The sequence below is a fragment of the Escherichia sp. KTE114 genome (assembly GCF_000407765.1).
GTDB lineage: Bacteria > Pseudomonadota > Gammaproteobacteria > Enterobacterales > Enterobacteriaceae > Escherichia > Escherichia ruysiae.
Genome location: NZ_KE136626.1, coordinates 2,754,010 through 2,767,063, shown reverse-complemented (window position 1 = coordinate 2,767,063; position 13,054 = coordinate 2,754,010). Strand labels below are relative to the sequence as shown.

General features: G+C 51.9%; 15 protein-coding genes. 7 read left to right on the top strand and 8 right to left on the bottom strand.

The genetic code is table 11. The annotated features are described in order from the left end of the window. The first annotated feature begins 99 nt into the window (after positions 1 to 99). The gene (locus tag WC5_RS07965; RefSeq protein WP_024191085.1) at positions 100 to 1,113 is read left to right on the top strand and encodes a 3-beta-hydroxysteroid dehydrogenase; all 1,014 of its coding nucleotides are present in this window, start codon (positions 100 to 102) and stop codon (positions 1,111 to 1,113) included. Here the strand turns inward: WC5_RS07965 and amiD are convergent. Both amiD and WC5_RS07975 read right to left on the bottom strand, forming a co-directional pair. Continuing rightward, entirely contained in the window at positions 1,110 to 1,940 is an 831-nt protein-coding gene (amiD, locus tag WC5_RS07970; RefSeq protein ID WP_001255190.1) for an N-acetylmuramoyl-L-alanine amidase AmiD, read from the bottom strand. The genes WC5_RS07965 and amiD overlap by 4 nt on opposite strands. Further along, positions 1,937 to 2,260, bottom strand: coding sequence for a heavy metal-binding domain-containing protein (locus WC5_RS07975; protein WP_001160735.1), 324 nt, complete (start codon positions 2,258 to 2,260; stop codon positions 1,937 to 1,939). The genes amiD and WC5_RS07975 overlap by 4 nt, the downstream gene beginning before the upstream one ends. 125 nt (positions 2,261 to 2,385) lie before the next feature. On the opposite strand from WC5_RS07975, the gene WC5_RS07980 reads away from it, so the two are divergent. The 6 genes from WC5_RS07980 (at position 2,386) to artJ (ending at position 6,995) form a co-directional block, all read left to right on the top strand. Continuing rightward, complete coding sequence (locus tag WC5_RS07980) at positions 2,386 to 2,901, top strand: lipoprotein (protein ID WP_010349649.1); 516 nt, start codon at positions 2,386 to 2,388, stop codon at positions 2,899 to 2,901. Positions 2,902 to 3,118: 217 nt separating this feature from the next. Then, positions 3,119 to 3,847: an arginine ABC transporter ATP-binding protein ArtP gene (gene artP, locus WC5_RS07985; protein WP_000027204.1), complete on the top strand. Its 729-nt coding sequence runs from the start codon at positions 3,119 to 3,121 to the stop codon at positions 3,845 to 3,847. A gap of 18 nt (positions 3,848 to 3,865) precedes the next feature. After that, positions 3,866 to 4,597, top strand: a complete 732-nt coding sequence (gene artI / locus WC5_RS07990; protein ID WP_000756564.1) for an arginine ABC transporter substrate-binding protein ArtI — start codon at positions 3,866 to 3,868, stop codon at positions 4,595 to 4,597. A gap of 6 nt (positions 4,598 to 4,603) precedes the next feature. Beyond that, positions 4,604 to 5,320: an arginine ABC transporter permease ArtQ gene (artQ, locus tag WC5_RS07995; RefSeq protein ID WP_001001680.1), complete on the top strand. Its 717-nt coding sequence runs from the start codon at positions 4,604 to 4,606 to the stop codon at positions 5,318 to 5,320. Continuing rightward, positions 5,320 to 5,988 (top strand): arginine ABC transporter permease ArtM, encoded by a 669-nt coding sequence (gene artM / locus WC5_RS08000; RefSeq protein WP_000895401.1) that lies wholly within the window; start codon positions 5,320 to 5,322, stop codon positions 5,986 to 5,988. The genes artQ and artM overlap by 1 nt, the downstream gene beginning before the upstream one ends. A gap of 275 nt (positions 5,989 to 6,263) precedes the next feature. After that, a complete protein-coding gene (artJ, locus tag WC5_RS08005) occupies positions 6,264 to 6,995 on the top strand; it encodes an arginine ABC transporter substrate-binding protein ArtJ (protein ID WP_010349646.1) in 732 nt (243 codons plus the stop codon). A 28-nt stretch (positions 6,996 to 7,023) separates the two neighbouring features. Here artJ and rlmC read toward each other — a convergent pair whose 3' ends face one another. The 6 genes from rlmC to potF all read right to left on the bottom strand — a co-directional run bounded on the left by rlmC (position 7,024) and on the right by potF (position 12,876). Continuing rightward, positions 7,024 to 8,151, bottom strand: coding sequence for a 23S rRNA (uracil(747)-C(5))-methyltransferase RlmC (gene rlmC, locus WC5_RS08010; RefSeq protein ID WP_001149758.1), 1,128 nt, complete (start codon positions 8,149 to 8,151; stop codon positions 7,024 to 7,026). A gap of 40 nt (positions 8,152 to 8,191) precedes the next feature. Beyond that, the gene (locus WC5_RS08015) at positions 8,192 to 8,680 is read right to left on the bottom strand and encodes a YbjO family protein (protein WP_000389254.1); all 489 of its coding nucleotides are present in this window, start codon (positions 8,678 to 8,680) and stop codon (positions 8,192 to 8,194) included. Positions 8,681 to 8,739: 59 nt separating this feature from the next. Next, complete coding sequence (gene potI, locus WC5_RS08020; RefSeq protein ID WP_001061658.1) at positions 8,740 to 9,585, bottom strand: putrescine ABC transporter permease PotI; 846 nt, start codon at positions 9,583 to 9,585, stop codon at positions 8,740 to 8,742. Continuing rightward, positions 9,582 to 10,526 (bottom strand): putrescine ABC transporter permease PotH, encoded by a 945-nt coding sequence (potH, locus tag WC5_RS08025; RefSeq protein ID WP_016158999.1) that lies wholly within the window; start codon positions 10,524 to 10,526, stop codon positions 9,582 to 9,584. The genes potI and potH overlap by 4 nt, the downstream gene beginning before the upstream one ends. A gap of 9 nt (positions 10,527 to 10,535) precedes the next feature. Next, on the bottom strand, positions 10,536 to 11,669 hold the full coding sequence (gene potG, locus WC5_RS08030) for a putrescine ABC transporter ATP-binding subunit PotG (RefSeq protein WP_000995983.1): 1,134 nt from the start codon (positions 11,667 to 11,669) through the stop codon (positions 10,536 to 10,538). A 94-nt stretch (positions 11,670 to 11,763) separates the two neighbouring features. Then, the gene (gene potF, locus WC5_RS08035; protein ID WP_000126057.1) at positions 11,764 to 12,876 is read right to left on the bottom strand and encodes a spermidine/putrescine ABC transporter substrate-binding protein PotF; all 1,113 of its coding nucleotides are present in this window, start codon (positions 12,874 to 12,876) and stop codon (positions 11,764 to 11,766) included. Positions 12,877 to 13,054: the final 178 nt, after the last annotated feature.

The window sequence follows — 13,054 nt, the reverse complement described above, 5'->3', positions numbered from 1 at the left end:
TCGAAAAAAACCTGCGTTATTCTTTCACGTTTCCCATTGCATCAAGGAGGAAATCACGGAAGAATGCGCTCGTCGTTTTATCAACAACAGTGGAATGATATGAAGGTACTGGTTACCGGCGCCACCAGCGGTTTAGGTCGAAACGCGGTTGAGTTTTTATGCCGGAAAGGCATCAGTGTGAGAGCAACCGGTCGCAACGAAGCGATGGGCAAATTGCTGGAAAAAATAGGTGCAGAGTTTGTCCATGCGGATCTGACCGAGCTGGTCTCATCGCAGGCGAAGGTGATGCTCGCAGGCATTGATACACTGTGGCACTGTTCCAGCTTTACCTCGCCGTGGGGAACGCAGCAGGCTTTCGATCTGGCAAACGTTCGCGCCACTCGCCGCCTGGGCGAATGGGCTGTCGCCTGGGGCGTGCGTAATTTTATTCATATCTCTTCACCCTCCCTGTACTTCGACTATCACCACCATCGCGATATCAAAGAAGATTTTCGCCCTCACCGCTTCGCCAACGAATTTGCCCGCAGCAAAGCCGCCAGCGAAGAGGTGATCAATATGCTTTCGCAGACCAACCCACAAACGCGCTTTACTATTCTGCGCCCACAAAGTCTGTTCGGCCCGCACGATAAAGTTTTTATTCCCCGTCTGGCACATATGATGCACCACTACGGCAGCATTCTGTTACCCCACGGCGGCAGCGCGCTGGTCGATATGACCTACTATGAAAATGCCGTGCACGCTATGTGGCTGGCGAGTCAGGAAGCGTGCGATAAGTTGCCTTCTGGTCGTACGTACAACATTACCAACGGCGAACATCGCACTCTGCGCAGCATCGTGCAGAAACTGATCGACGAACTGAACATTGATTGCCGTATCCGGTCGGTGCCTTACCCGATGCTGGATATGATTGCCCGTAGTATGGAGCGTTTAGGACGCAAGTCAGCAAAAGAGCCGCCGCTGACCCATTACGGCGTCTCCAAGTTGAATTTTGACTTTACACTGGATATTACGCGTGCGCAGGAAGAGTTAGGTTATCAGCCGATCATCACGCTAAATGAAGGTATTGAGCAAACTGCCGCCTGGCTGCGCGACCACGGAAAACTGCCGCGCTAATCCTGGCCGTATTTCTCCAGCAACGCTTCGGCAATCGCCTGAGTTTCTGCATCCGCTTCGCCGTTATATAACGTCGGGCGGAAGTGCATCTGAAACGCCATAATCACTCGCTGCTGTTCGTGCGGCGTCATTTCAGGTTTTACGTCATAACCGTAGCGTGCCAAAAGTTCCAGCAACGATGCGGTTTCTACCGGCGTGTATGGCGCGCGCCCGGCCAGATAAAAGCTAACGCGCGATGCATCGGGCCAGGCACCAATCCCCTGCTGCGCCAGTTGCTGCCACGGGAACAGTGGACCCGGATCGTCTTTGCGCTGTGGGGCAATATCCGCATGTGCCACTACGTTTTCTGGTTTGATGTGATAGCGGGCGATAATATCTTTCGCCAGAGGAATGAGCGCCTGAATTTGCGCTGGTTCAAACGGCGTAAAATATTTCACCCCCGCTGATTTCTGCCAGCCGCGATTTTCCAGCTCAATGCCAATAGAGGTGTCGTTAATCCGCGTCGCCCCGCGCCAGGCGCTGATCCCCGCGTGCCAGGCCAGTTCTTGTTCCGGCACCAGTTGCCAGATACGCGGTTTGCCGTTGTAACGCGGCGGCACGGCTGGCACGAGGTAGTGCGAGCTGACTTTTTTATCGGTCAGCGTCGCCAGCGACGTGTCGAAATCATCCGCCGTGTAGTGGATCACCAGCACTTTAATACGGGGATATGCCGCCTGCGCCTGGCGTCGGGTGTCGAGTTGGTATCCCTCTTTCTCGACAATGCCTTTTTCCCCTGCGCACCCTGCCAGTAACAGGATCGCCGCAACCAGCCAGAAAACTCTTCTCATCGACGCGTTTTCACCGCCGTTCCGCTGACGCTGACCATCAGCATACTGCCGTTTTGCCCGACCGTATCGTAGTCGATATCAATGCCGACCACTGCATCCGCTCCCAGCGCCCGTGCCTGGGAACCTAATTCTTCAAACGCAATTTCTCGTGCCTTGCGCAGTTCCTTTTCGTAAGCCCCTGAACGACCGCCGACGATATCGCGGATACCGGCAAAGAAATCACGGAAAATATTGGCGCCTAAAATCGCTTCGCCCGTCACCACACCGCAATATTCAACGATGGTCTGACCTTCAAGTGTTGGGGTTGTGGAAAATTGCATGATCGATCTCCTTGTATGCTAAGCCTTCGATCTCAAAAGCATTATCGGACTGATACGCTATTATTGAAAGGATATCATTATTATCGTAGAACGCTTTCAAGGTGTTCGCTTATAAGGAAATCATTATGCGCTACAGCAAATTGACCATGCTTATCCCTTGCGCACTGTTACTCAGTGCTTGCACCACCGTCACGCCAGCCTATAAAGACAACGGCTCCCGCACAGGTTCTTGCGTCCAGGGCGGCCCTGACAGCGTGGCTCAGCAATTCTATGACTACCGTATTCAGCATCGCAGTAACGACATTACCGCTCTGCGCCCGTATTTGAGTGACAAACTGGCGGCACTGCTCAGCGATGCCAACCGCAATAACAACCAACGTGAATTGTTAAGCAGCGATCCCTTCTCCAGTCGTACCACCTTGCCAGACAGCGCCCGCGTCGCCAGTGCTTCTACCATCCCGAATCGCGATGCACGTAATATTCCGTTGCGCGTGGATCTGAAACAAGGCGACCAGAGCTGGCAGGATGAGGTGCTGATGATTCAGGAAGGCCAGTGTTGGGTCATCGACGATGTACGCTATTTAGGTGGCAGCGTTCACGCCAAAGCGGGGACATTACGCCAGTCCATTGAGAACCGTTAATCCCTTGATTAGATTATAACCCCCATAAATTGTCCGGCATTCTGTGAGGAATGCCGACATTTATGCTCGCCGAACAACGCCCTCGTTATTTTGTGCTATGTTTATTGAATAATGCGCTTTGCTTTTAACTTTTAAAGCAGAAATATTGCATAATTATTCTGTCAAAGGTACTATCTTCGACCTCAATAGCTATCAGACTGCCAGTATACGAGTGTCAATGAGTATTCAATTAAACGGCATTAATTGCTTCTACGGCGCACACCAGGCGCTGTTCGATATCACGCTGGATTGCCCGCAAGGCGAAACGCTGGTGTTACTTGGCCCCAGCGGCGCGGGGAAAAGCTCGCTGCTGCGTGTACTCAATCTGCTTGAGATGCCGCGCTCCGGTACGCTCAACATTGCAGGCAACCATTTCGATTTCACCAAAACACCGTCTGACAAAGCGATTCGCGACCTGCGTCGCAACGTCGGCATGGTGTTTCAGCAATACAATCTGTGGCCGCATCTCACCGTGCAGCAAAACCTGATCGAAGCGCCATGCCGCGTACTTGGCTTGAGTAAAGATCAGGCGCTGGCTCGCGCAGAAAAACTGCTTGAGCGTCTGCGTCTCAAACCTTATAGCGATCGTTACCCGCTGCACCTTTCTGGTGGTCAGCAACAACGTGTTGCTATTGCCCGTGCGCTGATGATGGAGCCGCAGGTACTGCTGTTTGATGAACCGACCGCCGCGCTGGACCCGGAAATTACGGCACAGATCGTCAGCATCATTCGTGAGCTGGCGGAGACCAATATTACCCAGGTGATCGTCACCCACGAAGTTGAAGTGGCGCGTAAAACCGCCAGCCGTGTGGTGTATATGGAAAACGGTCACATCGTTGAACAAGGCGACGCGCGCTGCTTTACCGAGCCGCAAACCGAAGCATTTAAAAACTATCTCTCTCACTAAAGATTCGGGATAACGACAATGAAAAAAGTTCTGATTGCCGCGTTAATTGCAGGTTTTAGTCTTTCCGCCACAGCTGCCGAAACCATTCGTTTTGCTACCGAAGCATCCTATCCTCCGTTTGAATCTATAGACGCAAATAACCAGATCGTCGGTTTTGACGTCGACCTCGCACAGGCACTGTGTAAAGAGATTGATGCAACCTGTACTTTCTCCAACCAGGCATTTGACAGCCTGATCCCGAGTCTGAAATTCCGCCGTGTGGACGCCGTTATGGCAGGTATGGATATCACTCCAGAGCGTGAAAAACAGGTGCTGTTCACCACTCCGTACTATGACAACTCCGCCCTGTTTGTGGGTCAGCAAGGTAAATACACCAGCGTTGATCAGCTGAAAGGTAAAAAAGTCGGTGTGCAGAACGGGACGACACACCAGAAATTCATTATGGATAAACATCCGGAAATCACCACTGTCCCGTATGACAGCTACCAGAACGCAAAACTGGATCTGCAAAACGGGCGTATCGACGGTGTATTCGGTGACACCGCCGTGGTAACCGAATGGCTGAAAGATAATCCAAAACTGGCGGCTGTGGGCGACAAAGTGACCGATAAAGATTACTTCGGTACTGGCCTCGGCATCGCAGTACGTCAGGGCAACACTGAACTGCAGCAGAAATTTAATACTGCGCTGGAAAAAGTGAAGAAAGATGGCACTTACGAAACCATCTACAACAAATGGTTCCAGAAGTAATTCCTGATGAATGAATTTTTTCCTTTAGCAAGCGCCGCCGGGATGACCGTCGGCCTTGCCGTTTGTGCATTGATTGTCGGACTGGCGCTGGCGATGTTCTTTGCAGTATGGGAGTCAGCAAAATGGCGCCCTGTTGCGTGGGCAGGTTCGGCGCTGGTGACGATTCTACGCGGCCTGCCAGAAATTCTGGTGGTGCTGTTTATCTATTTTGGCTCCTCGCAGTTACTGCTGACGCTTGCGGATGGCTTCACCATCAATCTTGGATTCGTGCAGATCCCGGTGCAGATGGACATTGAGAACTTCGACGTTAGCCCGTTCCTTTGCGGTGTTATCGCTCTGTCACTGCTGTATGCCGCTTATGCTTCGCAAACTCTGCGTGGCGCACTGAAAGCGGTGCCGGTGGGTCAGTGGGAATCGGGTCAGGCGCTGGGGCTGTCGAAATCGGCTATCTTTTTCCGTCTGGTGATGCCGCAGATGTGGCGTCATGCGCTGCCTGGTCTCGGCAACCAGTGGCTGGTACTGCTGAAAGATACCGCGCTGGTCAGTTTGATTAGTGTGAATGATTTAATGCTGCAAACCAAAAGCATCGCCACCCGTACCCAGGAACCGTTTACCTGGTACATTGTGGCGGCGGCGATTTACCTGGTGATTACCCTGTTGAGCCAGTACATTCTCAAACGCATTGACCTGCGCGCGACACGTTTTGAGCGGAGACCTGGCTGATGCTTGAGTATTTACCCGAACTGATGAAAGGGCTGCATACCAGCCTGACGCTGACGGTTGCCTCGCTGATTGTGGCGCTGATTCTGGCGTTGATTTTTACCATCATCCTGACGCTGAAAACGCCGGTGCTGGTGTGGCTGGTGCGGGGTTATATCACGCTGTTTACCGGTACGCCGCTGCTGGTGCAGATCTTCCTGATTTATTACGGGCCGGGCCAGTTCCCGACGTTGCAGGAGTATCCGGCGCTGTGGCATTTGCTGTCGGAACCGTGGCTGTGTGCGCTAATTGCGTTGTCGCTGAACAGTGCGGCGTATACCACGCAACTGTTTTACGGGGCGATTCGCGCGATCCCGGAAGGTCAATGGCAGTCCTGTAGCGCGCTGGGAATGAGCAAAAAAGATACGCTGGCGATCCTCCTGCCGTATGCCTTTAAACGCTCGCTCTCTTCCTATTCCAACGAAGTAGTGCTGGTGTTCAAAAGTACCTCTCTGGCATACACCATTACGCTAATGGAAGTGATGGGCTACAGCCAGTTACTGTACGGACGTACCTACGACGTAATGGTGTTTGGCGCGGCGGGGATTATTTACCTCGTCGTCAACGGCCTGCTGACGCTGATGATGCGTCTGATTGAGCGTAAAGCACTGGCATTTGAACGTCGGAATTAATGTGACTGCGTACACATTCGCCGGGGGGTTTTGTAGGTCTGAGAAGACGCGCCAGCGTCGCATCAGACACCTGCACGGTGCCTGTGCCGGATGCGGCGTACATAGTGCATAAATCCTTATAATGAAGACGGACAACCCACTAAGTTGTCCGTCTTTTTTTATCTCATGCGAGCTATTTAATCATATTTATTGCATATAAATTCATTTTATGGCATTGTAAATCCATGCCGCAGACACGGCTAATAATCATAAGATTGACAGACGGGAGTTCCATCATGAAAAAGCTAGTTCTTGCCGCATTACTTGCATCCTGTGCATTCGGCGCTTCTGCCGCAGAGAAAATCAATTTCGGCGTCTCTGCCACTTATCCGCCATTCGAATCGATGGATGCAAATAACCAGATCGTCGGCTTTGATATCGATCTGGCAAAGGCGTTATGCAAACAAATGCAGGCAGAATGTACTTTTACTAATCACGCTTTCGACAGCCTGATCCCGTCACTGAAATTCAGAAAATATGACGCAGTGATTTCCGGGATGGACATCACACCGGAACGTAGCAAGCAGGTAGCCTTTACCACCCCCTATTACGAAAACTCAGCCGTCGTGATTGCCAAAAAAGATACCTATAAGACTTTTGCCGACCTGAAAGGTAAACGTATTGGTATGGAAAACGGCACCACTCACCAGAAATATATTCAGGATCAGCATCCGGAAGTGAAAACCGTCTCTTATGACAGTTATCAGAATGCATTTATCGACCTGAAAAATGGTCGTATTGATGGGGTATTTGGTGATACAGCGGTAGTTAATGAGTGGCTGAAAACCAATCCGCAACTGGGCGTTGCGACTGAGAAAGTAACCGATCCGCAGTACTTCGGCACCGGTCTGGGCATCGCTGTACGCCCGGATAACAAAGCTCTGCTGGAGAAACTGAATAAGGCACTGGCAGCCGTTAAAGCAGACGGTACATATCAGAAAATCAGCGATCAGTGGTTCCCGCAGTAAGATTCAGAAAGCCGCAGATGCGGCTTTTTTATTGCTTCACCAGCAGCGTCAGCACTTCATAATGTGCGGTGTGGGGGAACATATCGAAAAGCTGTACCCGCTCAATGCGATATCCTGGCAGTTCGCGGATATCTTTCGCCATCGTTTGGGCGTTACAGCTTGAGTAGATAATAAAACGCGGTGCCATCGTCGAAAGATAATCACACAGCGGTTTACCAATGCCGCGACGCGGTGGATTAACCAGCACCAGTTCCGGCACTTCACCCTGAGCGGTGGCAAACTGAGTGGAGTCCAGCGCCTGAAATTGCAGACGCGCTAGACCCAGTTCAGCAGCAGATTGTTTCGCACAGGCAATCGCTTCTGGCGCAATCTCAATCCCCGTTAACTGCATTTCTGGCGTTGCGCAATGCAAACCAAAACCGCCAACGCCGCAGAACAGATCCCACATATGATTTACCGGCAATTGCCGCACCCAGTCACGCGCGGTGGCATACAGCTGGCTGGCGACCGCCGGATTTGTCTGGAAGAAACTTTGCGGGCGGATCCACAGCGGCACGTCATTAAAACGCTCTGCCAGCGCCTGCTGTTCGGTCAGGTAGATCTCCGTCTCCCCTTCCATTATCGCCATATGCACTGGCTGAATATTGACGGTAATGACTTTTAGCTGTGGCAGTTGTGCCTGTAACCACGGCAGCGCCTTACGCAGTTGCACCAGCTTGGTTTCAGAACGCAGTACAAAGCGCAGCATCATACCGCCATCTATCTGGCTTTCAGTCAGCAGAATATATTTCAGTTCGCCACGCTTGCGCGCCACGTTGTAGGGCGTCAGCCCCGCACGGGCGATAAACGGTTTTAGCGCCGCAAAAACAGGCGCAAATGAGGCAGGGTAAAGCGGGCAGTCGCAAAGATCTTCTGGCGTACCGTCGCGGTGTAGCATTCCGAGCAGTGGTTTTTCAACGCTACCACTCACCACCATTTTGGCTTTATTGCGAAACCCTTGTTCGGGACCAGACACCGGCGCACACCACTCCGAAACCGGAAAATCGGCCAACAGATTTTTAAGATTGGCGGTTTTAGCGGAGAGTTGCTCTGGAATCGGCTGCGTTATCCACTGACAGGAGCGACAGCGACCCGCGTCGTAAAGTGCGCACTGCATACATTGACCTTCACATCATCAGGGGCGAGGATTATACACATTATTGCAACTGGAAGAACCGCCGACTGGTGGCGGGAACGAACAACAGCAATAAGATGAGCATATCCGGCAGCTTTTGTAACATCAGGCTATGGAAGATTTCACGTTTCGATTCACCAGGAATGCTGAACAGCTCAGGGTAACCATAACCGAGCGAAGCTGCCCACAGGTAACTGGCGGCCGTGATTTGCGTCAACAGATACAGCCAGCGCGCCAGGCGACGCCCTTTCACCAGCGAAAACGCACACCAGATTTCAATAAAAACCAGCGCAAGGCTGCTTAGAAAGACCAGCGTTAAACTCCAGGTTTGTACGCTGCGATGAATGAACTCGCCGATACCGCGCACGCCCAGCGTATTGAAAATCATCAGCACGTCGAGGCCACGGATCATAATAATGGCGAGCGCCGCCACCTGCACCAGTGCAGGCACATTCAGGCGAGCATGTGATGAAGATGTTTTCTTAAAAAATCCCAACGTTTCGTCTTCCATGAAAACAATGCCGCGACATGCGCGGCATTATGTAGCCAGGTTGGCAAATTTTAGTGTCTTCAGCCACGTCTTGCACGCTGGATATCGCGTATCCGCTGCTTTTCTGCGCGCGCCATTAAATACCAGGCGATAAATCCGACAATTCCGACCGCACCGAGAATCAATGTTGCCAGGGCGTTGATTTCCGGATTCACCCCCATCCGCACGCTGGAGAAGACCAGCATCGGTAACGTGGTGGCTCCCGGCCCGGAAACAAAGCTGGCGATCACCAGATCGTCGAGCGACAGAGTAAAAGCAAGCAACCAACCAGAAATGATCGCCGGCATGATCATCGGTAGTGTAATGACGAAAAACACCTTCAGCGGCGTCGCGCCGAGATCCATCGCTGCTTCTTCAATGGAGCGATCCAGTTCCCGCAGACGCGAAGAAATAACAACTGCCACATAAGCCGTACAGAAAGTCACGTGCGCCAGCCAGATAGTTAACATACCGCGATCGGCAGGCCAGCCGATGGCATGAGCAAGGGCAACGAACAATAACAACAGCGACAGGCCAGTGATCACATCAGGCATGACTAACGGCGCGGTGATCATAAAAGCAAAGCCATTCGATCCACGAAACCGCCCGAAACGTACCAGCACGACCGCCGCAATAGTCCCGAGGATCGCCGCCGCCGTCGCCGCACAGGCGGCAATCGTCAGACTTAAGCCGACCGCGCTCATCATCGCATCATCACGCAATAACTCACCGTACCAGCGCGTTGACCAACCGGCCCACACCGTCACCAGCTTCGAACTGTTAAATGAATAGATGACCAGCATCAGCATCGGCGCATAGAGAAAGGTGAAGCCCAGCAACAAAATCACAATTCGCCAGGGCGAACGAACGACCGGTAAATTATTCATCCGTGTTCCCCCACGCTTTTTTGCTGATATTTGTGGAACCACATAATTGGCACAATCAGCAGCAATAACATAATGATCGCCACCGCAGAAGCCACCGGCCAGTCGCGGTTATTGAAAAACTCCTGCCACAGAACGCGCCCGATCATGATGCTATCAGGGCCGCCGAGCAGTTCCGGGATCACAAACTCACCCACCGCCGGAATGAAAACCAGCATTGATCCGGCGATAATCCCACCTTTGGTAAGCGGCACAATCACCGTAAAGAAAGTCTTCAGCGGACGCGCGCCGAGATCCAGCGCGGCTTCCACCAGCGAATAATCAATACGAATCAAGGCGGTGTAGATCGGCAGCACCATAAACGGTACGTAGGCGTAAACAATGCCGATATAAACTGCCAGATTGGTATGCAGAATGGTCAGCGGCTGATCGATAACCCCCAGCCACAGCAGAAAATTATTCAGCACGCCATTGTTTTTTAGTATCCCCATCCAGGCGTAAACGCGGATCAAAAATGAGGTCCACGAAGGCAGGATCACCAGCAGCAATAAGATATTGCGGGTCGACGGTTTACTGTGCGCCACTGCCCACGCCAGCGGATAGCCGAGCAATAAGCAACAAACGGTCGAAATCGCCGCCACCTGTAACGACTGGAGATAAGCATCGAAATAGAGCGGATCGTCAGTCAGTTGCAGAAAATTACCGAGATTAAGAGTGATGGAAAGTTGCCCGTCAGCCCACTCCATCAGTTCGGTATAAGGTGGAATAGCGCGCGCCATCTCCGCCAGGCTTATTTTAAAGACAATCAGAAATGGCAGCAGAAACAACAAAATCAACCAGATATACGGCAGCGCAATCACCAGTTTGCGCCCGTGCTTCATTTGCCACTGTGTAAGCCATTGCTTTAATCCACCCGGCTGGGCAGCAGGTTCAAGTGTACTCATCTTTGCTCCTTAAACCGTCAGCACCACACAACTGTCTGATTCCCAGCACAAATGAACTTCATCGCCCCAGGTCGGTAACCCTTTGCGAAAACGATGGGCGTTTTGTAACTGGGCGCTGATCATCTGCCCGCTTTTCAGGCGGACATGATAAACAGACAAATCACCGAGATAGGCAATATGTGTCACCTCTCCCACTGCAAAATTGCAGCCATCAGCAGGCGGTTCGTCACAGAGCATGATTTTTTCCGGACGCAGCGCCACATGCACCGGCACGTTATCCACCACTGACGCATCGGGATCGACTTTCAACGGATGCACCAGCCCAGGCGAATAAAGCAACAGGCCATCTTCCTGGCGTTCCTTTAGCAGTCCTTCGAAAACATTGACCGATCCAATGAACTCGGCGCTATATCGCGTGGTCGGGTGCTCATAAATTTCTTCCGGCTCGCCAATCTGAACAAATTTACCGCGATTCATAATCGCGATGCGCCCCGCCATGGTCATCGCCTCTTCCTGATCGTGCGTTACCATCACACAGGTCACGCCGACACGCTCCAGAATATCCACCACTTCAAGCTGCATCCGGTCGCGCAGTTTTTTATCCAACGCGCCCATCGGTTCATCGAGCAGTAATAGTTTCGGGCGTTTGGCAAGGCTTCGGGCCAGCGCCACTCGCTGACGTTGACCACCGGAAAGCTGATGCGGTTTGCGTCTGGCAAACTCCTGCATATGCACCAGCCCCAGCATCTCGTTGACCCGACTGGCAATTTCCGCTTTTGGTAACTTGTCTTGTTTCAGACCAAAGGCAATGTTTTGCTCCACGGTCATATGGGGGAATAGCGCGTAGGACTGGAACATCATGTTGATGGGGCGCAGATAAGGCGGAACCTGTGACAAATCGACGCCATCAAGCATAATCTGCCCGGCAGAAGGTTGTTCGAAACCTGCCAACATACGCAGCAGTGTGGACTTGCCACAGCCGGATGCGCCCAGCAGTGCAAAGATTTCGCCTTTATAAATGGTCAGACTGACATCATCGACCGCATGTTGACCATCGTAAGATTTGGTCAAATTACGGATTTCTAATAGTGGTGTCAGAGACTTACGACTTTTCGCCTGCGGGCGAGGGATAGCGTCATTCACGGCTGCTCTCCGGCATTTAATGTGTGCAAGCGCACCATGATGGTGCGAATTGCCGGCGGGGGTGGTGCGCCCGTCCGGCATCTACGGCTGCGGATTATTTTCCGCTCTTCACTTTGGTCCACGCGCGGGTGCGCACACGATCAATTTTCGGATCCTGCACTTGCAGGGTGAACATTTTGGCGCGGACATCTGCCGGAGGATAAATACCAGGATTGTCACGCACTTCCGCGCTCACCAGCGGCGTAGCTGCTTTGTTCGCATTGGCATAGAACACATGGTCAGAGATGTGTGCCACCACATCCGGACGCAGCAAATAATTCAGGAACTGATACGCTTCGTCTTTATTTTTGGCATCGGCAGGCATGGCGAATACATCAAAGAATGCCATCGCCCCTTCTTTCGGAATTGAGAAAGAGACATTCACGCCATTCTTCGCTTCCTTCGCGCGGTTTGACGCCTGCCAGACATCGCCCGCCCAGCCAATCGCCACGCAGATGTCACCATTCGCCAGATCATTGATGTATTGGGAAGAGTGGAAATAACGAATATTCGGGCGCAGTTTCAATAGCAGGTCAGTCGCTGGTCCGGTGTAATCATCCGCTTTGGTGCTGTTCGGATCTTTACCAAGATAATTCAACACAGTGGCAAAAACCTCTTCCGGCGCATCGAGGAAAGAGACACCACAGCTTTTCAGTTTTTCCAGATTTTCAGGTTTGAGAATCAAGTCCCAGCTATCGACGGGCGCGTTTTCGCCCAGTACCGCTTTGACTTTATCAACGTTATAGCCAATCCCGGTCGTCGCCCACATATAGGGCATAGCAAATTTATTGTCGGGATCGTGTTTGGCGACCAGCTTCAGCAGTTCTGGATCGAGATTCTTCCACTCCGGCAATTTGCTTTTATCCAGTGGCTGGAATACTCCCGCAGTCAACTGGCGTTCAAGAAAGCTGGCTGACGGCACAACGAGATCAAAGCCGGTACTCCCCGCCATTAATTTGCCTTCCAGCACTTCGTTGGAATCAAAAACATCGTAGACGACTTTGATACCGGTCTCTTTTTCAAAATTTGCCACCGTATCCGGGGCGATATAATCAGACCAGTTATAGATGTGGAGTGTTTTTTGTTCAGCCGCGAGCGTGCCGACAGAGACGGCCATCAGAGCACCCGCAATCAGACCCGATAGCCATTTTTTATTTAAGGCGGTCATATCTCTTTCCTTCTGAAAGTTCGTTAACAAACGAACAAAAGTTGTCACACTGAAAGATATGCAATAAACGTGCATATTTTTTATCGGCGCGGTGCAAGAAAAGAGAACTCTCTCCCGGCCAGCATTGCTCGCTATATAAAAGCCTCGCAAGAATAACTTTAGCCAGGGTTTGAAACTA

Coding starts and splice junctions, on each gene's coding strand:
- WC5_RS08015 (WP_000389254.1), bottom strand. CDS start 8,680: ATGGAAGACGAAACGTTGGGATTTTTTAAGAAAACATCTTCATCACAT.
- artP (WP_000027204.1), top strand. CDS start 3,119: ATGAGTATTCAATTAAACGGCATTAATTGCTTCTACGGCGCACACCAG.
- artQ (WP_001001680.1), top strand. CDS start 4,604: ATGAATGAATTTTTTCCTTTAGCAAGCGCCGCCGGGATGACCGTCGGC.
- WC5_RS07975 (WP_001160735.1), bottom strand. CDS start 2,260: ATGCAATTTTCCACAACCCCAACACTTGAAGGTCAGACCATCGTTGAA.
- artI (WP_000756564.1), top strand. CDS start 3,866: ATGAAAAAAGTTCTGATTGCCGCGTTAATTGCAGGTTTTAGTCTTTCC.
- potH (WP_016158999.1), bottom strand. CDS start 10,526: ATGAGTACACTTGAACCTGCTGCCCAGCCGGGTGGATTAAAGCAATGG.
- rlmC (WP_001149758.1), bottom strand. CDS start 8,151: ATGCAGTGCGCACTTTACGACGCGGGTCGCTGTCGCTCCTGTCAGTGG.
- WC5_RS07965 (WP_024191085.1), top strand. CDS start 100: ATGAAGGTACTGGTTACCGGCGCCACCAGCGGTTTAGGTCGAAACGCG.
- WC5_RS07980 (WP_010349649.1), top strand. CDS start 2,386: ATGCGCTACAGCAAATTGACCATGCTTATCCCTTGCGCACTGTTACTC.
- artJ (WP_010349646.1), top strand. CDS start 6,264: ATGAAAAAGCTAGTTCTTGCCGCATTACTTGCATCCTGTGCATTCGGC.
- potI (WP_001061658.1), bottom strand. CDS start 9,585: ATGAATAATTTACCGGTCGTTCGTTCGCCCTGGCGAATTGTGATTTTG.
- amiD (WP_001255190.1), bottom strand. CDS start 1,940: ATGAGAAGAGTTTTCTGGCTGGTTGCGGCGATCCTGTTACTGGCAGGG.
- potF (WP_000126057.1), bottom strand. CDS start 12,876: ATGACCGCCTTAAATAAAAAATGGCTATCGGGTCTGATTGCGGGTGCT.
- artM (WP_000895401.1), top strand. CDS start 5,320: ATGCTTGAGTATTTACCCGAACTGATGAAAGGGCTGCATACCAGCCTG.